The organism is Nitrosospira sp. Nsp14, from assembly GCF_900113575.1.
Lineage (GTDB): Bacteria > Pseudomonadota > Gammaproteobacteria > Burkholderiales > Nitrosomonadaceae > Nitrosospira.
Window position 1 is genome coordinate 111,746 of the sequence record NZ_FOPV01000004.1, and the last position, 20,686, is coordinate 132,431.

Below are 20,686 nucleotides of genomic sequence, written 5' to 3' on the forward strand. Positions count from 1 at the left end.
ATTACAGAGCTGTAACTGTCAATTTGCAATCTAATAGATTAAACTTAGTCGCTTGTTAATTGCAAGCAAATTAAGACTAAATAATCTAGGGGAGGCCTTAGTGCTCATACTGTATCAACTGGAACGTACTTGGGGTATTCCGAATCTCAGTCATTTCTGCTGCAAGACAGAAACATACCTGAGGATGGCGGACATCAAATATACGGTAAGACCCACGCTTCCGTTGTTTGCGCCAAAGGGAAAGCTGCCTTATATTGAGGATGGAGATTTCAAACTGGCCGACTCGCGCTTCATCATACGGCACCTCAAAACCAAGTACCACGATCTCGACCAAGAGTTGAGCCCGACAGAGTTAGCGCACTCGCTCGCTATGCAACGCCTGCTTGAGGAGCATCTGTTCTGGGCCACAATGTATTCGAGGTGGCAATATACAGACGCGAATTGGCAAGTAAATAAAAAAGCGATTTTCAGCGTGCTGCCACCGATCGTTCGCGATTTTGCCGCCATCTTTTATCGCCGTAGAATCCAGAGGCAGATTTTGGGGCATGGCACGGGGCGACATAGCCCCGAAGAGATCTTTGAACTCGGTATGCAGGACATTGATGCATTGTCCGCGTATCTCGGCGACAAAAGCTATTTCATGGGCGATAAACCAACCGGTCTCGATGCCAGTGCCTTCGGGTTTCTGATCAATACTCTGGGTTGCCCGATCGAATCCCCGCTCAAGGAACATGCCCTGTCGAAGGCCAATTTGCGAAATTATGTCAATAGAATAAAACTGGAATACTATGCGGACTTGCAGCCGTCTGGCAAGGCGGCTGAATATACCCCAAAGTAGATTTTATACGGCGGCATGTGAAGAACCGCTGTGCCAGCCGTGCCAGCCGTGCATAAAGGGTTTATGGGCCAGTTGCCGATCAGCCTCGTGGCGATTCAAAACGACGATTGCGCCTTGGGGCGGGTACGAACCTGGACGCAACGGCATGACGGTAACGACGTCAGCCACGTTTTACCGTACCGTGCTCTCAAAGCCATATCGTGTTTCTGGGCCGGTTTGGCGTCAGCGGCTCCTTCCCTATTTTGCGGATATGAAACACGTTTCGCCCCAGTTTCTGGTCGTCTTGAATTTTACTTTCAAGCCCGCTTGTTTCATCAGGCTTACAGCTTCCTCCTGCTCCTCGGGCGTGCCCAACTCGACGATGACTGATTTGAGAGCTGGGTTTTTCAGCACGTTCTCCGCCCCCTTGATAATAGGGATTTCTATGCCGTCTACATCAATCTTCATATAGTTGGGATAGGGAAATCCCCATTTCGCGCATAAGTCATCAAGGGTTACGCCAAAAATCCCCTGAATATGAGTCGCGGCCACTTTCATATTTTTTAGATCTTCCTTTCCGAACTGAGAACGGTTTCCCCCTCCGTAAAATTTGGGGATATACAGTTTCGAAAATCCCTCTTCGCCAGATACAGCCACGCAGTATGAAGTAATATTTTTCTCGAGCTTGTTCAGGTATATATTCTTGTTCAATAGGTAGTAATTGGCGCACTGGGGCTCAAACGAATATACCTGGATGTCATTCCCGTACTTCTTTGCCGGATACAGCGAATATTGACCAATGTTCGCGCCGAGATCGAAAAAACAGGATCCAGGCTCGAAACTGTCAAGCCAGTCCAGTGTATCGGGCTCCTTGATTGAGTACGTTTTTGCCCGTTGCAGAGTCCGGAAGTTATCTATGGCGATACGTATCGACTGGCCTTTAACATTTATCTTTGTATAACCGCCTTTTAATCCATAAAGTGCCACAGCCAAACCGGAAAGAATATCGGTAAAAAAAGAGGACATGAAGTTGCCAGCAGTAGATTTGATGAGTGCAGGGAAAGAGAAAATGAGCGGGTAATGTCGAAGGATATACGGTTTTGTTATCAACGCCTAAATATTTTATGATGTCCGTAGAAGACACATATCTAAAAAACCATCGGATTGGAGAACGCGCGCTGTTCCGCCATTACGATCATATTTTGGTCACACGCGCGGCAGTTTCAGTCAGAATGATTTAGGGAATGTCTGAACAAGCCTTATAGGCCACGGTCGGCTTTGCATCGTATGACAAAATGAGTCGATCTGCTCAGTACGAGCCAGGAGGCCAAGAAGCGCACGCGATACACCGAGCATTAACCCGGTGGAACAACCCAATCGTTCAGAATATCAAGATCGTAAGAAGAACCGCTCTCCGCGAGCACCGCGCCAATTTCTTCAAGAGACACTCCCCTCCGCGTAAAAACGCTTTTTTTCAAAAACGGAAACTTGAACTCGGTAATAAGCGGCTTCCATAAATGGAAGGTCGATTCTATCCAATTCACGGGTCGTTGATGATAATCAGCCCGCGCCAGCACCGTTTCCAGATCATAAAGCGCCGACAAACGAAATCGGCGTCCAAGAAGGCGCGAAAAACCCACCTCATATTTTCGGATGATGGCAATCTTGAGTTCGAGTGTATCGACCCCGCGGAAAAACTGGGTGAACTCTTCTGACAGGAAGACATTTTTTTTACAATAAATAAAATAGGATTGAAGATGCGGATGGAAAAGAAATGATTCCGTCATCCCAACCAGATCCGCATTGCAATTGTTGACCCGCTCGATAATGTCGCTGATGCAGAAAAGCGGACCAAGAACACTATCATTAGCCAGCAAAAGACCGGAGTGAAACTTGTATTCAGCATATTTTTCCAGACCCGTCTTCCATCCGTAAAAATCATAACCCTTATTCTCCCGGTTCATGATCCTTATGCAACATCGCGACAATTTTTCAAGGTCCGCATCCCGAATAGCGTCGCTTGAACTGATGAATACGATATTGAATCCTGCATGCGCGAGTTCATCGAGATAATGGTGCACGTTCTTTCTTACGATGCTTTCGGGATCGTAGCTGCAAAAAAAACATACTGGTTTATCATAATCCGGGGATATTGAACCGTCTCCATAAAACCTGATCACCGGTGTTGCCTGCCCTGCCCTCCCTGCAAGCAGGTGAAAAGCAAGATCGTAAACGTACTGAAGGTCCTTGAATATTGCCTTTAGTTGCCATTTTATCGGCCAGTTTGGGGCCAAGAGTGAAGGCAGCTTGTCCGGTCTTTGCGGGGATACCTTCATCAGTCTCGGCCAATGTTAACAGGATCGTGAAGGTCCTGCTTTCGATCGGAGTTTTCGGTTTTCAGTAAAGTCGCGCGCCTAAAACCAGCAAGCGCCGCGCGTACATGCCGCAGTATCGATTCCCTGTCGTCATCGTCGAAGTTTTCTGTGCTACCGATATGTGCCCACAACCCGGTTGGCATATCTAATGCCGCTTTCCTCACCGCCTGCTCGGCATCGGACATCCGGTCCGCTGGGATATTGTCGAGGAGTCGAGCGGCAAGCGCGAACAGCAGAACGATTTGTTCAGGGACGGAGACCGGAGCAGACTCCGGTTGCTTGAGGCATGCGCGAATCCGGCGACCGTGTTCGATGATCGCACGCGTATCCTCCTTGAGTCTCGCGCCAAACCGTGCAAAAGCCTCCAGTTCTTCGAATTGCGCATAATCCAGCTTCAGATCACCCGTTGCCGCGCGGTAGATAGCTCTCTGCGCCTTGCCACCCACCCGGGAAACAGATTTGCCTACATCGACAGCTGGTAATACCCCCAATTCGAACAGCGATGGAGAAAGGTAGATCTGCCCATCCGTAATCGAAATCAGATTGGTCGGAATGTAAGCTGAAATATCCTGCGCCTCTGTCTCAACAATCGGCAGGGCGGTCAACGAGCCACCTCGCCCGCCGCGCAGATGAGTTGCCCGCTCAAGCAATCGCGAGTGGATGTAAAAGATATCTCCAGGATAAGCTTCGCGGCCCGGCGGGCGGCGCAGGAGCAGCGATAACTCCCGGTACGCTCGCGCATGATGAGTGAGATCATCATACACGATCAGGACATCGCGGCCCTGTTCCATGAAATATTCCGCGATGCTGGTGGCCGCATACGGCGCAATATAGGCAAGCCCCGGCGGGTCATTACCCTCTGTCACGACCACCACCGTATATTTCAGCGCATCGTTTTCACGCAGGGTTGCAACGACCTTTGCCACCCCTGCCGTACGCTGGCCGATCGCGCAATAAACACAGAGGACATCCTCGTTTTTCTGGTTGAGTATCGTATCCAGCGCGATCGCGGTCTTACCGGTCTGACGGTCTCCAAGGATCAACTCGCGCTGGCCGCGACCAATCGGAATGAGGGAATCGATAACCTTGATACCGGTTTGAAGTGGCACGGTCACCGGGGCGCGATCCATTATACCCGGCGCGGGACGTTCGATAGGCAGACGCGTAGTGGAATCCACCGCTCCTCTCCCGTCCCTGGGGCGGCCCAACGGGTCAACTACCCGTCCCATCAATGCCTCGCCCACTGGCACATCCATCACATGCCCCCTGCGTTCCACCTCATCCCCGGTATGCAGGCGCGCGTACTCATCCAGAAGAACCACGCCTATTTCATCCTCTTCGATATTAAAGGCGATACCGTACGAGCCGTCCGCAAATCTCAGCACCTCCTCGAACCCGACCCCTGGAAGACCGGACACTTTCGCTATGCCGGAAGCGATACTGGTGATGATTCCAAATTCACGCAAGGCTAACCGCGGCGTGCACGCCGCGCGGGCGCGGTCCAACTTTGCCAAGGCACTGTCGAGGATGTCTTCTAGATGTTTATTGGCGACATCCATTGGTTCACCGGCGTTCAAGTTACGTTTCAGGTTTGGGTTGGGATTCATGTTCAGCCACAGCCTGGTTTTTCAAAAGCACCTCCAGGTCCCTTTCCAGGGACGTGAGATAATCGGCAATAGTCCAGGCTATTTTCTGCCCTTTAACGACAAGTTCAATACCGGCGATCAGGCTTGGCTCAATCACAAATCTCAATGGTTTATCGCTGCCCAGGTTTGCTCCAAGCGCCTGCTCGATGTTTTTTTTTTGCTCCAGCGACAAATCAAATGCGCTTCGGATCGTCCAATCCATGGGCGTCGAGGCTACCTGAAGCCGGAGGTCAGCGTCCGACTCCCTCAGGCGCCGGATAAACACATCCACAATATGCGCTTCAAGTGCCGTGCTCCCGAGATCGGATAAAACCTTACGGGCGGTGGCAAGTATCTCTGCGCATGTTTTCCGCGTAAGCGTATCACTCAGAGCCTGATACTCCCTGTTCCATGTTTCCTCCCATTTGCTGCGCCACCTCGCTGCATCTTCGTGCGCCGCGTCGATCAGCCGCTGGCGTTCGGCTTGAGCCTCTTCCAACGCTTTACTCAAAATCGCGGCACACTGTTGCTCGAGTTCATGCGTCTTACGCTGAAACTCGTCCCGTTCCTTGTCACCCGCCATTTTTTTTGCATCGGCCTCGGCGAGCTCCGCCGCTATTCGTCGTTCCCGCGCGTCAATCGCATTAAGAATAGGTCGGTAAAAGAAACGCTTCAGGAGCCAGACCAGAACAAGAAAGTTAACCGTTTGCGCAACCACCGTGAACCAGTCAATCAGCACCGGTTACTTCCCAGTGGCCTCTGAAATGACATGGTTCCAGAATGGATTGGCGAAAATCAGAATCATGGAAACCACGAAACAGTATATTGCCATTGACTCGATGATCGCCAGACCGACAAACAATGTCCGCGTAATGGTTGCAGAGGCATCCGGTTGCTGCGCCAGGGATGCCAACGCCGTGGCAACCGCCTTTCCTTCGCCCAGTGCCGGCGCGATCACCCCAACACTGATCGTCAAACCAGCCGTAATGATTGATACGATAGCAATCAGACTCACACTGTCCATAATCTCTCCTTCATTGTTTTGTTCTATCCGTCTGTTCAGCTCTTACGACTGCCGCAGCTTCATCGATCACCGGTCCTGAAGTCACTACCTGCAGCTGTTATGTGAACCTCTATTTTTTACAGCTCCAGGCCGACCGGATTCAACCCTCGCGTTTGGTAGCGGCAGCGATGTAAACCGTGGCGAGAATACTGAAGATATAAGCCTGAACCATACCGGTCAATAAACCGAGCGCACTCATAATGACCGGAAAAATAAACGGCGAAATGCTCAGAAGAATTGCAAGTATCATTGTTCCGCTCATCATATTGCCGAACAGGCGGACAGCCAGAGCAAGTGTGCGCGACAGCTCGCCCATAATATTGAAAGGAAGCATGAGGGGCGTCGGTTTGAGATAGGATCGCAGATAGAGGCTTATCCCCCGCTCTTTGATGCCATACATAGGCACGGCGATGAACACGCAAATCGCAAGAGCCGTGGTGGTCGAGAGCGAGCCTGTGGGCGCCTCATAGCCAGGGATGATTGTGAACAGGCTGGCAGCGGCTACAAACAGAAACAGAGTGCCAAGAAAACCAAGATATACGTGCGCGCGGCGCAAACCTGCTTCCTCGATCTGCTTGTTGATAACGAGAACAACGATTTCCAGGAAGTTCTGCCAACGGGAACGTTTCATGGCCACTGAAAGTTTGCGTGTGACCATTTTTGAACCGCCGGCTAGTACTAACATCAGCATCCATGTATATACAATGGTAGCGTTGAGTTTCAGGAAACCATAATCCCAGAAAATAATGTCGTCAGGGCTAAGGTGCATGGCTCGGTTTCCGTCCCTGATAATTTCCTTCCCGTTTTAGGTCTTCCGACCCTCCAGCCACCTGAAGAAGGGACGATAGCCGCGTCGCCGCGATCCGCGCAAGGCCGAACCCAGCGAGCCCCGCAAGCAGCGTTGCCCAGCTCGCACCAGAGAGGTCCAACAGCAAATAAAAACCAATAATTACGATGCCTGTACGCAGCAGCAAGCTGCAAACGAACCAGCGGCCTGGCCGACAGGCGTTGGTTGCATAAATTACGGTCCACCACAGACCACCGAAAAAAATTGTGCCCAGCACCATGCCGCTCACTACAGCCAAGGCAATGCCAGTGACTTCACCCATCCCTATCACCTCCATCACCCACCCCATTGTCCTGTTGTTTGTGCGTCTCGCCGCCTTCTCTGGCAATCCAATACCAAGCATTAAAACAGCCAACGATGAGACCCAAAAATAGCAGCGTAAGTGTCCAGGAATGGCTCATCGGGTAGCGGCGGTCCAACCAAACGCCCAGCCCCGCGCCAAGCAGTGTCGGAATCGCCACCGACCATCCAATCAGCCCCATCATGCCTAGTCCTGACCAGACTATTCGCGCCGCCTCAGACTTCTCCCGCTGTGCCTTCAACTTGCGCGCAGCGCTAATACCGACCACCCGACTCAACTCCGGCTCGTCGTCCACCGGTTTTTTCCCTGATGGATCACTCACGATAGAATTCCGCGAGACGCCGAATAAAGCCGCTTTCCATGGTTGCCATCACGCGGCGCATACTCTGCTCGTGTATGTGCAGACCCAAAAACTCATCTCTGACCGCGTCCCTGAGTGTATCCAGCTCCGTTCCGCCTATCGCGTTCCGCACCGACACGAGCACTTCCGCACCCGTCTTTACGAGAACTCCCTCATCGACCGCAACGTACGTTTCATTCTCGCCTTTGGCCTGGAACGTCATGATTCCGGGCTTCAGCGTGGTAACGAAGTCCAACCGCCGCGGCAGGATACCAAGCGATCCGGCGTCGGTCTCGGCAATGATACGCGCGACGTCGGTCTTTTCGATGAACACTCGAAAAGGTAAAAGTATCTTTAAATTCATCGCGCTCCAACGGCTCAAAGCCCTCCCGATTCAAACTCTACCTTAATCCCGCCTTGTTCTCGTTCTTCACCTCGTCAATCCGTCCGATCATGTATAACGCCCGCTCTGGAAAATCCTGGAATTCGTCGCCCAGGATACGCTCGCACCCTTCAAGCGCGTCCTTTAGGCTTACCAGTTTTCCCTTGATACCGGTAAAGTGTTCCGTGGTAAAAAACGGCTGAGTAAGAAAACGCTCCAGCCGGCGGGCCCGGGCCACTACGTTGCGGTCTTCCGGGGGGAGCTGCTCGAGCCCAAGCATTGCGATGATGTCCTTAAGCTCTGCGTACTGCGCGAGGGTGCGCCGGATTGCCTGGGCAATATCATAGTGCCGTCGTCCGATCACACCCGGAGTAGCCATTTTCGAACTGGACCGCAATGGGTCGATCGCCGGATAAAACCCCTCGCTGGCGCGCTTGCGCGAGAGCACAATTGACGCGGAAAGATGCGAAAACGTATGCACCGCTGCGGGGTCGGTAAAATCATCCGCGGGCACATACACGGCCTGGATCGACGTGATCGCGCCGGTATCGGTGCTTGCTATGCGCTCCTCCAGCTGGGCCAGTTCGGTGCTCATGGTCGGCTGGTAACCCAGTCGCGACGGCATCTGGCCCATCAGTCCGGACACCTCCATGCCCGCCTGGATAAACCGGTAAATATTGTCCACTAGGAGCAGCACGTCCCGGTGCTCGTCATCGCGAAAATACTCGGCCATTGTCAGCGCCGCGTGACCGACGCGGAACCGGGCGCCTGGGGGCTCATTCATCTGCCCGAATACCATCACCATGTTTTGCAGCACTCCAGCGTTCACCACGTCCCGATAGAGTTCCTCTCCTTCGCGGCAGCGTTCGCCTATGCCGCAAAAAATGCTTACGCCTTGATGCTCTCCAGCCACGTTGTGGATCATTTCAGTAAGCAAGATTGTCTTACCCACGCCGGCGCCGCCCAGTAATCCGGTTTTTCCTCCGCGTTCCAATGGCATCAGCACATCAATAACCTTAATGCCGGTTTCAAAGATTTCCGCCTTGGCCGACCGGTTGGCCAGAGGCGGCGGTGCTTGATGTGCGGAACGCCATTGGACGACATCCGGGGGGGCTTGACGGTCAATCGCGTTACCGAAGACGTCAAACATGCGCGACAGCGTGGCGTGCCCTACCGGCACCATGAGCGGCCCGTGCGTATCTCTCACCGGCATGCCTCTGGCCAGGCCTTGGGTCGGCGTCAACGCTATGCCGCGCACGCTATGTTCGTCGAGCTGCGATAGGACCTCGATGACAATCGACTCGTGCTTGCCGGTGCGCAGCAACGAGTGGATGAGTGGAACGCGGCTCCCAAACCGGACATCCACAATACCGCCACGTACGGAAACAACTGAACCGCATTGCATGTAAGCAGGTACACTATCCATATTCTCCTGGCAACAGTAGAATTGACCTGCACGCCATCCTTATCTATATCAATTTTTAGTATAGTTCAGACTAGGCACGCTGCCAGGCACCGAGAAGGCAAAGTAGACACCGGCGGAGGGGAGCATATTGCTGGACCGCGTCTATGAAAACTGCCTTCCCATGCAATAGTGCATCCTGAGGTTCGTAGATTTTTACTCCGCCACTCGACAATTCATCGTAATACGAATGGGCAGCATAAAACGCAAGATTCGAAACGATCTTGTCGGGCAACAGCAAACGTAGATCACCGCACGCCGGGCTGCGCTCTTCAGTGCCTCAGCAGCTGGGGCGGCGCCAGGCACAAAACATGCTGTCGTACTAACGTGTCGATTTCGGCGCTTTTGATGGCCGATAGTAGCTTGGCATATATCGGGCTTGAAGCCTCTTCCCTCGTCTCGTCTCTCGTCAATGGAATTGCCACGCGCTGATCGCGGGGTGAAGTCACGCACCGAAGCCGACAGTTAAGACGGCTCATCCATGATTCCTGGTCATTGCCTTCAGAGTATCCAGCGTATCGGCTTCATCGATTTTTTTGTCATTGCGCATGCGCAGCATGCGGGGAAAGCGTACCGCGACCCCTGATTTGTGGCGTGACGATCTGGCAATCCCTTCAAATCCGATCTCGAACACCATGGTGGGCGTTACGCCTCGAACCGGCCCAAACTTTTCAATGGTCGTCTTGCGAATTATTGCATCCACCTGGGCAATTTCGCGGTCAGTGAGGCCGGAATAGGCTTTTGCGAACGGCACGAGTTTCCGCTCCCTGCTAGGGGCGTCGCTCCACACCGCGAAGGTGTAATCCGTGTAGAGCGATGCCCGTCGGCCGTGCCCCCTCTGCGCGTAAACCAGTACCGCATCCACCGTGTAAGGATCAAGCTTCCATTTCCACCAGACACCACCTTCCTTGGTGCGGCCTACACCATATTGCGCATTAATCGATTTGAGCATGAGGCCTTCAACGCCACGCGCGCGTGAACTACTTCGCAAGACTTCCAGCATCTGCCAATCGGGGGCATCAATTAGCGGGGAAAGCATCAAAGCGGAATTCCCAGTTCCTTGCACAATTTCTTCCAGGCTGGCGCGGCGTTCCAACTGAACAAAACCACGAATATCGCGGCCGCCAAGTTCCAGCAAATCGAAGGCGATGAGCACTGCCGGAAACTCATCCAATATTCCGGACGACAGCATTTTGCGGCCGATTCGCCTTTGCAAGTCGGCAAAAGAACCCGGGGCACCATTTTTCCAAACCAGTATTTCGCCGTCGATCACCGTGCCGTCCGGAAGAGAAATACCGCTTATTTCGGGGAAGCGATCTGTGATCAAATCCTCGCCGCGTGACCAAAGGTAACGTCGACCGCCCCGCTGCACCAATTGAGCGCGGATTCCGTCATACTTCCATTCGGCATGCCACGACCGTATATCTCCCAGTGTATGCGGGTCGGTTTGCAACGGATGGGAGAGAAAAAACGGATAAGGTTGGCCCCCCTCCACGGCATTGTGTTCAGAGGCCGGGGCAATCAACTTCTGGTAGCTTTCCGCACTGGGCAGGACCGCGCCATCGGTCCACCCCATCATGCGCTGGGCAATGACTTTGTGATCCGTCCCGCTGAGTTCGCCTAACGCGCGGATCACCAGCAATTTTGATACGCCGACGCGGAAACCGCCACTTATCAGTTTGATAAGCAGAAAACGCGACTGCGAATCGAGCCCCCGCCAGTAATCGAACAATGCGGCGCGAATCTTTTCCGGCTTGTCACCCCGCAAAGGAAGGATGCGTTCTTCCATCCATACAGCAAGTCCTATGTCAGTTTCATATTCCGGCGGTGGCAGGATATGGGCAATCGTTTCCGCCAGATCCCCGACGGCAAGATAGCATTCATCGAAAAGCCATTCCGGCAGACCGGACATTTCAGTGGAAAACTGCCGCAACAGCTTGGTAGAAACGATCTGGCGCGGCTTCCCCCCGGCAAGAAAGTAAACTGCCCAAGCGGCGTTTCCAGGCTCATTGGCGCTGAAGTATTTTTCTAGGGCATCGAGCTTGCGGGTGGTTGCGGTAGTTGCGTCCAGTTCGTTATAAAGGCACGCAAATTTACGCATGGCTTTCCTTGAACGCGACAGCTTCATTCATGGCGACGTTATCATCCTCATCGGTGCCATATTCGGTGCTAAAACCGCTGGCGTCCAATCCAATTTCCCGCAGCCACCGCACCATGATATCGACATGTCCATGGGTCACAATCACCCGCGTTGCACCGGTCGCTTTGATCGCGCGCATTAAACCCGGCCAGTCCGCGTGATCGGATAGGACAAAGCCGCGATCCACCGCCCTGCGGCGCCGGGCACCGCGCAAAAGCATCCAGCCGCTTGCGAAACCATCGCTATAGTCGGCGAACCGCCGCAGCCATGGCGAACCCGCGGCGGCGGGCGGCGCTATTATCAGGGCCTTGCTAAAATCACCCTTGTTACTTACGTCACTCACGCTCAGAGTGGGCGGTAACCAAACACCGCTCTCGCGATATATCCGGTTGAGTTCGGAGACCGCGCCGTGGCAGATGATGGGGCCGACGACACTGTCGATACCGTTCAATAGACGTTGCGCCTTGCCGAAGGCGTAACAGAACAGCACGCTGGCGCGCCCCTCTTCGGCATTACGTCGCCACCAGTGACGGATATCGTCAAAAATTTTTTGTTGAGCTTCCCAACGGTAGATTGGCAAACCAAAAGTCGACTCCGTAATAAACGCATCGCAGACGACGGGCTCGAAAGGGGCACAAGTACCGTCGGGATCCAGTTTGTAGTCGCCGGAGACGACCCATACTTCGCCGTGCCATTCCAGGCGAACCTGGGCCGAGCCAAGTACGTGACCCGCGGGATGAAGGGAAATGGTTACGCCGTTGTGGACAATTTTTTTTCCGTACGGCAATGCCTCAAGCGAGATTTCGCCGAGACGCGACTTTAGAACTGCCGCACCTGGCGCCGCGGTAAGATAATGCGCATGACCGGCGCGGGCGTGGTCCGCATGCGCATGCGTAATAACGGCTCGCTCGACTGGAAGCCACGGGTCTATGTAAAAGTCCCCGGGCACGCAAAGCAATCCTTCTTTTGCCGAAACCACCAGATCGGCCATTTTTACCGCGGTACCGGAACGTCAGTCTGATCAGCCGCTAGCGTTGCTTCTGATAGCGTCCGATCAGCTCCGCCGTTGCGATAACGTGGCCGCGCATCGCCTCTTCCAGTTTTGCCTTTGTCGGCTGCTTCAAATCCGGCAGCACGGTATCGAGCGCGTAAAGCTTGTGAAAATACCGATGGCTCCCGATTGGCGGACAGGGTCCGCCGTAGCCAGTCCGCTGCCAGTCATTCACACCCTCCTTCGTTCCGGGCGGAAGATCGTGCGCTGCAATCGCCTCGGACAACCCGCTGCTGGTCGCAGGGATATTGTACAGCACCCAATGCACCCACACCCTTTTTGGCGCTGCCGGATCGGGTGCATCGGGATCGTCCACGATTAATACGAGGCTTTTTGCGCCACTGGGGACGTCTGTCCACAGAAGCTCGGGCGAGGTGTCGTGACCCTCGCAAGTATGGCGGGTGGGAATGACGCCGTCGTGGGGAAACGAGGAAGATGTGATGCTCATGGACATGGGTGCTTTCTCCTTTTTCTGCTTTGTTTGCTGCCGATTCCCGGCAGGGTTGCTTTCAGCCGCTTGAGCCATCCACGCCATCATGCAGATGAGTGCGATTCCAGACAGGGTAGTCAAACGTGCCGGCCAGCCGTGACGCAGTCTTGTACTCATTCGTGTGCTCACCAAAATGCTATTTGTCGGATAAAGGAATTATCCGACCTTTCTTCCCGCCCAGCTTTGGCAGGCGAACGGTCAACACGCCATTCTTGTAGCTCGCCTCCGCCTTGTCCGCGGCGACCTCGCGCGGTAGCGGAATAGTACGTTCAAATACCCCATATGCGCGCTCCATCACGTGATAAGTGCTATCGCTGGTGGCACGCTCGAAGCGCTTTTCGCCTTTGACACGAAGCATACTGCCGTCGATGGTAACGTGACAGTCCTCTTTTTCCATGCCTGGCGCCTCTACTCGCACCACAATATCTTTATCCGTTTCCTCGATCTCTCCCGCAAGCAGGCTCCAGTTAGGAAAAGCGGGATACTTGTCCGCTGGCGCGGTGACCTCATGCTTACCGTGGGTGAAATGGGTGAGCGCGTCGCTACTGCGATGGACCAGTTCGCGCCAGCCTTCCGCGATGTGCTCCAGCGTCCGGCTAAATCCACGGCTGAGATTTCTCCTGGCCTGTTTCAATGAATCCAACATGATGAGCTCCTTTATCATTATTAGACCAAACCGCCGACCCTGTCCGAAAACCAGGAATGTAGATAAATCCTGTGAAGGGACAACCCAGACGCGTGATATCGCGCGCAGCGGCACACAACTAGGGCAGCTGAACGAGACCCAAGGAAAGGCCTTTACACTTCAGGGCCGCCGCCGCGTTTCCTTCTGGCGCTGATAGTTAACCAGTTTGGAGATCGCCAGTAGCTCTTCCGCCAACAGTTCCAGCAAGTCATCCAGCGTCAGCACGCCCACCAGCGCGCCACGGTCGTCCACTACCGGTAGGCGCCGCACGGTCTTGCTGCGCATGTATTGGACTGCCTCGAATATACCCACGCTTTCTTTCACCGTCACCAATTCCTCAAGCATGATATCGCCAACAGTAATGACCTTTTGGTCGAGCTCGGTCGCCATGATCTCCACCACCAAGTCGCGGTCCGTAACAATCCCGACAGGGAACCGGACACCGTCACGCTCATCAACAACGACCACGTCGCCGACATGATGCTCGCGCATGAGTTTCGCCGCATCGGCGACAGTATCCTCACGGTGGGAGATGATAACGTCGCGATTGCAAATTTCACCGATAGGCATAATGTCTCCAATTAGGTTATACGTTCGAAAACAGACGCAGCACGCGTCCACGCAGGCAATGAGGACGAAACAGTGACTGTGCAACGGTTCGACCGTACGGGTCGGTTACAGACCGCGCGGTTCGAGCTAGACAATCGCGATAATTACGCTGGTCGGCGGTATGATTGCTACCAAGTCGGCTTCGCCCCCCAAGCGAGGTAGTCGGAACAAGCCAACCCTGTTAAGCGGACTCGGCTTGATCCGCGAAGCGATCGGAGTCCGCGCTTGAAGCGCGCAAGCAGCAGGAGGCGTGCCCGGGCGGAATGGTCACCTGCTGGTAGCCCCGTCCCGCTCCGAGGGTTGCGTGTGCTACTTGACCTCGATCCGTCTGGCGCCTGTTCCTTCTTTCCTAGGCAGCGTCAGCTCCAGCATTCCGTTCTCATATTTTGCCTCGGCTTTGGTCTCATCTACCTCGCTCCCAAGCATGAAACTCCGGTAGCTCGAGCCCTGATGACACTCCCGCGAAATCACCCTTTCACCTTCTTTTTCCTCTGTTTCCTGCTTGGTCTCGCAGCTAATCGTAACCCGATTGCCTTCGACCTGCACCTTGACATCTTCTTTCTTCACCCCCGGAATTTCCGCCCGGACCTTATAAGCATTGTCGCTTTCTGTTATATCGACCTTGATCATCGGCGCCTCGGCTTCCATGGAGAACGGACGCATGCCGAAACTCCTGAACAAGTCCTCGAAATTGGCGAACGGGTCGTACCGAGAAATATCACCCATAGTAGGTGAACGACGAACAATATTTGCCATGCTGTTTCCTCCTTTATAAAAATTACATTCGACTACCTCACCAGTTGATACTACTCATCCGGGTGCCCATCCAATTCGAGAGTTTACATTTTCAGGCATCCCCTTCCGTTAGCACATCATCTGATTCCACGCCTCCCACGATCGAATCGTCGGCTTCGTCATGCCCGTAGCCGTAGGAGCCGCGGCGTTCAGCCCTGTAATAGGTTGCGGTAGAAATCATTTGATGACCTTGCCTGCGTTCTTGCCTGGCTGATGCGGTGGGCAACTCCCCCGCCATCGACTCGCCTAATGTTGACTCTTCGAGTTGTTCAACACTATTGCTGTTGCTTCGCTCACTTCTTTTAACCCTGCTGCCGGGCTTGCTAGATGACCTGCTATCCAAGATCTCGCCTTTAAATGGTGGTTGATAGGATGTGCGGAACACGGTGACTCCATTGCACCGCACAGCTTACTAACGGTTGAAGCCGCCCATTTCTAACACTGCCTCAGAAATGTTTCTGTACGTTATTTAACATTTATGCTTTCCCAAAACGGGGAATAATGGCTAGCCATGCTTATTGGCCCTATCTGGCCTGGCATATGCCGGGACAATCAGCGCCCCCGCGTTTCGGATCGCAGTCGTCTGCGGGATCATCGATGCAAACTTTTCCCTGAGGGCACTGGATGCCGGCAATGCCACCACATGCCTGCGGTTCGCTTTTTCCGCATTCGCCCTCATACTCCACCGAAACACCCGCCGCCGCCGCAGTGCACGCGTTACCATATGTTTTCCCGTCACACCCGCAAACCGGGCGGAATTCACGCGTGCAAATGGTGGGCTTGCTCTTGCACATGCCCTGCGCATCGGGAATTTTGCATTTGCCGGGACCGAAATCACAGTACTGCTTTGCGTCAGGGCATACTGTGCCCGCGATGCCACCACAAGCGAGTGGCATGCTGCTGTCAATTGGCTTGCACTGATTGGTAAGTTCCACGTTAAGGAAGGTCCCCGCCTTGGGACGGATATCGCGCAATTGGCTGACAAAACGAGTAAAGTTTTGTGGTGTCGAGCTGAAGCCGGCTTCTGCACAGGCAAGCAACCCGCCCTCAATCGGGACAGGTCCGCCTACCCTTGGACTATAGACGGAGAATGTGTCCACGGTATTAACCGAGATTGCATGGCCAACCAGCTTCCTTATCGCGCGCAAGGCAGCGTCATCCAGTGCCACACCGCTACTGCCCAGGTTGATATTCACGGCCCGATTCGAAGAATCGCCCCCGCTCTCTCCACGCTCGGCAAAAGCCGACCCGGTGTTTAGCAGGAATACGCCGAGCAGGATAAAACCGCAAAGTCTATTCATTTTCCCCTCCCATTTTCGAATGGATGACCATGCGCTTGAGCTTTGCGATGTAGGCCGGGCAAAGATGTTTGGAGCTATTTCTGAAATATAGATAACATTAACGGGAAAGCAAGAATGCAGGCTGGAAACAGGACCTGGTGCCCCCACAGAATGAAGAAACGGTTCTCAAAGCACGCGAATCAGAAAGGGAGAGTCAAGAGAGAAAAATGCTTATCGCCTGAGCCTCATCGCCCCGTCTTGCGCACCTAAACTCAGCATCGTCTTTCCAAGCAGTAGCTTGAGCGTAAATTTCAGAAACCGGATGGATAGGTTTCATCCATCTCGCCAGCTCGTCCATGGACAAAAGACGGAAGCGGCTGTACAGCAGTGGTTTCGTCCACATGTATCATGAAGTCGAATTGCAGCGGCAGGGAGGAATAGAAGTAGTGGCTGACACGCTCGGTCTCGGGCCGGTAAATAACGCCAATTGCCCGCTGCAGCCTTTCCTCGCTTAACAACCCTACAGCTTCGCTGGAGGCGCGAAGGTCGAAAAAGAAACGTTTCTTTTCGAGTTGAGAGAACACATCTTCGTAGGAGTCCGGCAATGGATCACGAATGGTCTTTGCTTCCGCAGGCCCGTCCCAATCCGTGGCCGCAGTCACCTTACCGCGGCTGGTAGAAAATCCGATATTGAGCGCCCGATCCCCATACTTTTCCCTGACCAGTTGGCCAATATTGAACTCGCCGCGCCGCCCCATATCTGTCGCCGCGGCATTTCCCAGATGAGAATTATGCGCCCAGACGATTACCCGGGCAGAACGTCCTAACCGGGTCTCCAAATACGCCGAAAGACTGTCCAGCGTTTCAAACATATGGCGATCACGCAGGTTCCATGTGTTGGGACGCCCACTGAACATGGCGCGATAATATTCCTCTGCATTCTTTACCAGCTCGGCGTTCTGTTGCGCCGAAAAATACTCGTTTCCGGCAAACGCCCCATCTCTTTCAACGTAGAGCCGAGCCTTGCGTTGCAATTGCATGAGCTGAGTGATCACTTCCTGCTCACAGGAATCCCATCTTCCTGATGCGATTGCATATCCATAAGCCTGAGGATTGGTGATGAACTGGCCAAAACAGCCATAACGGGCACGGGCCGCTGCGGCTTCCTGGGGATCGATCCGCTCCAGGTATGCAAGGACTGCGCTCATCGAAGTCGTCATGCTGTACAAATCAAGGCCGTAAAATCCGACGGGTTCGCCGCTCGGCTTCATTTGATCTGCAGATTTATTGGTATTGTGGTTATAACTGCGCAGCCAGTTGACGAAGGCCAGCACTTCGGTATTGCGCCACATCCAGACAGGAAAGCGTTCAAAATTCGACAGCGCTTCATCTGCTTCCGTATCATCGGAACTGCCGCACACGTAGCGGTTGACCCGGTACGCGTCGGGCCAATCAGCCTCTACTGCGACGGCATCGAATCCTTCTTTAACGATGAGGTGCTGCGTAATGTCAGCGCGGATCCGGTAGAAGTCCGCTGTGCCATGGGTCGCTTCGCCGAGCAAAACATATTTTTTACTTTTTGCGGCATTGGTTATCGCGCGGTAATCATCGGCTGTACTCTGCAGCGGCCGCGCCGCCCTTTCCAGCGCATCGATCAGTTTTCGACGTTGATCGAGATTTGGCATATATCGTTTAGCCTCACCCGGATTAGCTTATACCGGTCGGGAGTAAGCCCGGAACCACTCGGCGGCCAGGAGCGCGGCTGCCTCAAGCGTACCTGGCTCTTCGAATAGATGCGTGGCATTCGGCACGATCTCCAGCCTTGATTCGGTATTCAGCTGCGTCAGCGCGGCTTGATTCAGTTCGATCACCTGGGGATCGTTCTCGCCTACAATAAGCAGAACCGGGGCCACGACTTGAGGTAGATAAGCTCCAGCCAGGTCTGGACGCCCGCCTCGCGAAACCACAGCCATAACATTTTCCGGCCGCCGTGCTGCCGCAATCAGCGCAGCGCCGGCCCCAGTACTCGCCCCGAACCAGCCGATCCTGAAGTGTTTTGTTTGCTGTTCACGCTGCAGCCATGCCGCAATATCGATCAACCGGTCTGCCAGCATCGGAATATCAAAGCGCAAATGCCGCGTCCGCGAATCGATGACTTCCTCCTCTTCTGTCAGCAAATCAGCGAGCAACGTGGCAAATTTGAACCCGTTAAGCGCTTTCGCGACATAACGGTTTCGGCTGCTATGGCGACTGCTCCCGCTGCCGTGCGCGAACGCAACAATGGCGATGGCATCGTCGGGAATAGTCAAGTCCGCATTCAAGATCACCCCGGCAGCCGGAATTTCCACGGGCTTTGATTCTGAAACAAATCCATCAGGCTGAATGGTTCGCATATCGTGCCTCGGCATCACGTTTTGGTTTAGCGAATCGTTGCAAGCAACAATGCGTTGAGTTCATCGCATAGTTGGTTTTCATCCGACCGGAGAGGCTGGATCTGCAGGCTCCGCCATGCTCGGCCTTTGTCATTACCCAGTCGCAAACTTACGATCGCAGTTGCCAATCAGTCTGGCAGAAATCTCATATGCTTCCGTTCGCTTCCTAACATTAATTACCTCTTTCATATTCCGTTATACACGGGGCGACCGCAGGCGCGGGGGGCGGTCGCGGGAGCGGCACGCGCCTTTAATCGGGTCCGTATGAGATAGAATAAGTACCGGAGACTTTCAAGCGTGCCGAAGCGAGAGGAGAAAAAATATCAGTGAAAACGATCTACCGCATCTTTCCGTCGATAGGTATTGCCCGGCTAGGAAACAGCAACACCACTTATTTCCTTGGTCCTGAATCCCCAGGGATTGTTCCGCAAGGGCCTTACCGCGACGAGTCGTCGCCAGGAAAAATCAAACCGCAAGCCGCCCGGTTTCGGGTTTATGAATTCAGGCGCGACGAATTTGGTGAAGAAACCGTGACGCGTGAACTGATTCCCAATGCGAAAATCCGGATCAAGTGGAGCGTACATCTTGTGAACCGCAAAGCCGCAGCCGGCCAGTTTCCGCCAAGTGGCCCATCGGCGCCGCCCCGAAATGAAGGGTACGACCGCGCGGGGCTGGTTATAGACGCTGGCGTGCAAAGCCGCTCGGGAAAGAACAAGGCCGCTCTCACTCTCAGCGGTGACATCAACTTCATCAGAGACGGAAACGTTGAAGCAAGCGAACGCGTCCAGCTTGGCCGTATACTGACGGATGAGAAGGGGCGCCTGATTGTGGTCGGCGGTTCGGGGAAGTCGGGTTCCCCCATTAGCCGCGGCCTGGATAATTTTGCAAACAACGATGGCTGGTATGACGGAGTAGCCGACGGCCCCGTAAGTGCGTTGATAGAGGTGGGTGATGAGGAGCCCGTCCTGGCGGAAGGGAGCGCTTGGGTAGTAATTGCCCCGCCATCGTATGCGCCTGGTATCGAGAACGTAACCACTTGGTATGACCAGGCGCTTAACGTTAATGCCGGAACTTTTTCTCCGCATCTCATGAAAAACGTGCCGTCGTTCACACACGATATCTACCCGATACTGAAACGCACGGTATTAATCTCCTGGGTAGTGGAACAGAGCAACCGACATCATGGCGTCTCGGGAAATTTCCTGAATCCTGGCCGTCTCCGCAGGCTGGCGGACAAATCCGCGGGTTCGAAGGCCTCGCGCCAAGGTGTTTTCAACAAGCTGATGAAACCCAACACTAGCGTTCGCCCGAACACACCTCCCCTGAGATTTGATCAGAACAACATGCCATATGTCTATAGTGGGCTGGATCCGGATAATCCGTCGCAAGGCGAGTTTGCCGCACTCACAAACTATCAGTATGCGATGATGGAAAAGTGGTCGCAGGGTGAGTTCCACGCCGATTGGGTAGAGGAACCTACTCCTGTTCCTTTAGACGATCTCCCGTTGGATCAACAACCGCATGCCTTGACCCGTGCAGCACTGGAAGGCTGTATTGGCGCGCCCTTCTTCCCGGGCATCGAGGTGACGTATGTGGTCGCACAAGCGGCGACCTACGAATCTCCATTCAGGATTAAGCAGACGCTACCCCCCGGCTTTTTGACTGAGCGCATGGCACTTCCCTGGCAAGCGGATTTTTCCGCCTGCGGCGAATTATGGTGGCCAGCGCAGCGGCCCGTCGACGTGATTACTACAGATGGGATTCAATCCTTCTCCCGCGGTATTCGTGGCGGCGATGAAGGCTATCACGACATGGTGCGATGGTGGACGGAGCTGGGCTTTGTAATAAAAAAGGGTGAAAAATTCGTCGAGGATGAGCGCAACCCTATCCGGGGCTTATCCTAGTGGAATGACTGATCGACTGATGAATACGTTCGCCAGCATCGCTTCCGACTCAGTAGTAATAGAGCCAGGGGGAGCGTAAAGTACATTT

22 protein-coding genes are annotated in these 20,686 nt (G+C 54.0%); 2 read left to right on the top strand and 20 right to left on the bottom strand.

The features are described 5' to 3' along the window. The first annotated feature begins 100 nt into the window (after positions 1 to 100). On the top strand, positions 101 to 838 hold the full coding sequence (locus tag BM022_RS03930; protein ID WP_091137054.1) for a glutathione S-transferase family protein: 738 nt from the start codon (positions 101 to 103) through the stop codon (positions 836 to 838). 237 nt (positions 839 to 1,075) lie between these two features. Here BM022_RS03930 and BM022_RS03935 read toward each other — a convergent pair whose 3' ends face one another. From BM022_RS03935 to BM022_RS04030, 20 genes are all read right to left on the bottom strand, one after another. Beyond that, a complete protein-coding gene (locus tag BM022_RS03935) occupies positions 1,076 to 1,843 on the bottom strand; it encodes an FkbM family methyltransferase (RefSeq protein WP_091137056.1) in 768 nt (255 codons plus the stop codon). A 329-nt stretch (positions 1,844 to 2,172) separates the two neighbouring features. Continuing rightward, a complete protein-coding gene (locus BM022_RS03940; RefSeq protein ID WP_256208902.1) occupies positions 2,173 to 3,153 on the bottom strand; it encodes a rhamnan synthesis F family protein in 981 nt (326 codons plus the stop codon). Next, positions 3,153 to 4,751, bottom strand: coding sequence for an alternate F1F0 ATPase, F1 subunit alpha (locus BM022_RS03945; protein WP_091137215.1), 1,599 nt, complete (start codon positions 4,749 to 4,751; stop codon positions 3,153 to 3,155). The genes BM022_RS03940 and BM022_RS03945 overlap by 1 nt, the downstream gene beginning before the upstream one ends. A gap of 19 nt (positions 4,752 to 4,770) precedes the next feature. After that, positions 4,771 to 5,556 carry a F0F1 ATP synthase subunit delta gene (locus BM022_RS03950; protein WP_091137058.1) on the bottom strand — a complete coding sequence of 262 codons (786 nt, stop codon included), beginning with the start codon at positions 5,554 to 5,556 and terminating at the stop codon, positions 4,771 to 4,773. 3 nt (positions 5,557 to 5,559) lie between these two features. Next, positions 5,560 to 5,841: a F0F1 ATP synthase subunit C gene (locus BM022_RS03955; RefSeq protein WP_091137060.1), complete on the bottom strand. Its 282-nt coding sequence runs from the start codon at positions 5,839 to 5,841 to the stop codon at positions 5,560 to 5,562. 139 nt (positions 5,842 to 5,980) lie between these two features. After that, entirely contained in the window at positions 5,981 to 6,649 is a 669-nt protein-coding gene (locus tag BM022_RS03960) for a F0F1 ATP synthase subunit A (protein WP_091137062.1), read from the bottom strand. Beyond that, positions 6,639 to 6,989 carry an ATP synthase subunit I gene (locus BM022_RS03965; protein WP_091137063.1) on the bottom strand — a complete coding sequence of 117 codons (351 nt, stop codon included), beginning with the start codon at positions 6,987 to 6,989 and terminating at the stop codon, positions 6,639 to 6,641. The genes BM022_RS03960 and BM022_RS03965 overlap by 11 nt, the downstream gene beginning before the upstream one ends. Continuing rightward, the gene (locus BM022_RS03970; RefSeq protein ID WP_091137065.1) at positions 6,982 to 7,350 is read right to left on the bottom strand and encodes an AtpZ/AtpI family protein; all 369 of its coding nucleotides are present in this window, start codon (positions 7,348 to 7,350) and stop codon (positions 6,982 to 6,984) included. Before BM022_RS03970 ends, BM022_RS03965 begins: the two co-directional genes overlap by 8 nt. Beyond that, entirely contained in the window at positions 7,343 to 7,732 is a 390-nt protein-coding gene (locus BM022_RS03975) for a F0F1 ATP synthase subunit epsilon (protein ID WP_091137067.1), read from the bottom strand. The genes BM022_RS03970 and BM022_RS03975 overlap by 8 nt, the downstream gene beginning before the upstream one ends. A 37-nt stretch (positions 7,733 to 7,769) precedes the next feature. Further along, a complete protein-coding gene (gene atpD / locus BM022_RS03980) occupies positions 7,770 to 9,176 on the bottom strand; it encodes a F0F1 ATP synthase subunit beta (protein WP_091137068.1) in 1,407 nt (468 codons plus the stop codon). A 511-nt stretch (positions 9,177 to 9,687) separates the two neighbouring features. After that, on the bottom strand, positions 9,688 to 11,313 hold the full coding sequence (locus BM022_RS03985; protein WP_091137069.1) for an ATP-dependent DNA ligase: 1,626 nt from the start codon (positions 11,311 to 11,313) through the stop codon (positions 9,688 to 9,690). After that, positions 11,306 to 12,343, bottom strand: a complete 1,038-nt coding sequence (locus tag BM022_RS03990; protein ID WP_091137071.1) for a ligase-associated DNA damage response exonuclease — start codon at positions 12,341 to 12,343, stop codon at positions 11,306 to 11,308. The genes BM022_RS03985 and BM022_RS03990 overlap by 8 nt, the downstream gene beginning before the upstream one ends. A 37-nt stretch (positions 12,344 to 12,380) precedes the next feature. Beyond that, the gene (locus tag BM022_RS03995) at positions 12,381 to 13,010 is read right to left on the bottom strand and encodes a YbhB/YbcL family Raf kinase inhibitor-like protein (RefSeq protein WP_371264292.1); all 630 of its coding nucleotides are present in this window, start codon (positions 13,008 to 13,010) and stop codon (positions 12,381 to 12,383) included. Between the two features lie 19 nt (positions 13,011 to 13,029). Then, complete coding sequence (locus BM022_RS04000) at positions 13,030 to 13,539, bottom strand: Hsp20/alpha crystallin family protein (RefSeq protein ID WP_091137072.1); 510 nt, start codon at positions 13,537 to 13,539, stop codon at positions 13,030 to 13,032. 159 nt (positions 13,540 to 13,698) lie between these two features. Further along, positions 13,699 to 14,148 (bottom strand): CBS domain-containing protein, encoded by a 450-nt coding sequence (locus BM022_RS04005; RefSeq protein WP_091137074.1) that lies wholly within the window; start codon positions 14,146 to 14,148, stop codon positions 13,699 to 13,701. A 348-nt stretch (positions 14,149 to 14,496) separates the two neighbouring features. Continuing rightward, complete coding sequence (locus BM022_RS04010; RefSeq protein ID WP_091137075.1) at positions 14,497 to 14,943, bottom strand: Hsp20/alpha crystallin family protein; 447 nt, start codon at positions 14,941 to 14,943, stop codon at positions 14,497 to 14,499. 91 nt (positions 14,944 to 15,034) lie between these two features. Continuing rightward, complete coding sequence (locus BM022_RS15065; RefSeq protein ID WP_143079515.1) at positions 15,035 to 15,325, bottom strand: hypothetical protein; 291 nt, start codon at positions 15,323 to 15,325, stop codon at positions 15,035 to 15,037. 181 nt (positions 15,326 to 15,506) lie between these two features. After that, the gene (locus BM022_RS04020; RefSeq protein WP_091137079.1) at positions 15,507 to 16,283 is read right to left on the bottom strand and encodes a Kazal-type serine protease inhibitor family protein; all 777 of its coding nucleotides are present in this window, start codon (positions 16,281 to 16,283) and stop codon (positions 15,507 to 15,509) included. Between the two features lie 290 nt (positions 16,284 to 16,573). Continuing rightward, the gene (locus tag BM022_RS04025) at positions 16,574 to 17,947 is read right to left on the bottom strand and encodes an erythromycin esterase family protein (RefSeq protein WP_091137081.1); all 1,374 of its coding nucleotides are present in this window, start codon (positions 17,945 to 17,947) and stop codon (positions 16,574 to 16,576) included. 27 nt (positions 17,948 to 17,974) lie between these two features. Continuing rightward, positions 17,975 to 18,655, bottom strand: a complete 681-nt coding sequence (locus BM022_RS04030; protein ID WP_091137083.1) for a dienelactone hydrolase family protein — start codon at positions 18,653 to 18,655, stop codon at positions 17,975 to 17,977. A gap of 365 nt (positions 18,656 to 19,020) precedes the next feature. Between BM022_RS04030 and BM022_RS04035 the strand changes: the two genes are divergently transcribed. Then, positions 19,021 to 20,598 carry a LodA/GoxA family CTQ-dependent oxidase gene (locus BM022_RS04035; RefSeq protein WP_091137084.1) on the top strand — a complete coding sequence of 526 codons (1,578 nt, stop codon included), beginning with the start codon at positions 19,021 to 19,023 and terminating at the stop codon, positions 20,596 to 20,598. The last annotated feature ends 88 nt before the right edge of the window (positions 20,599 to 20,686 follow it).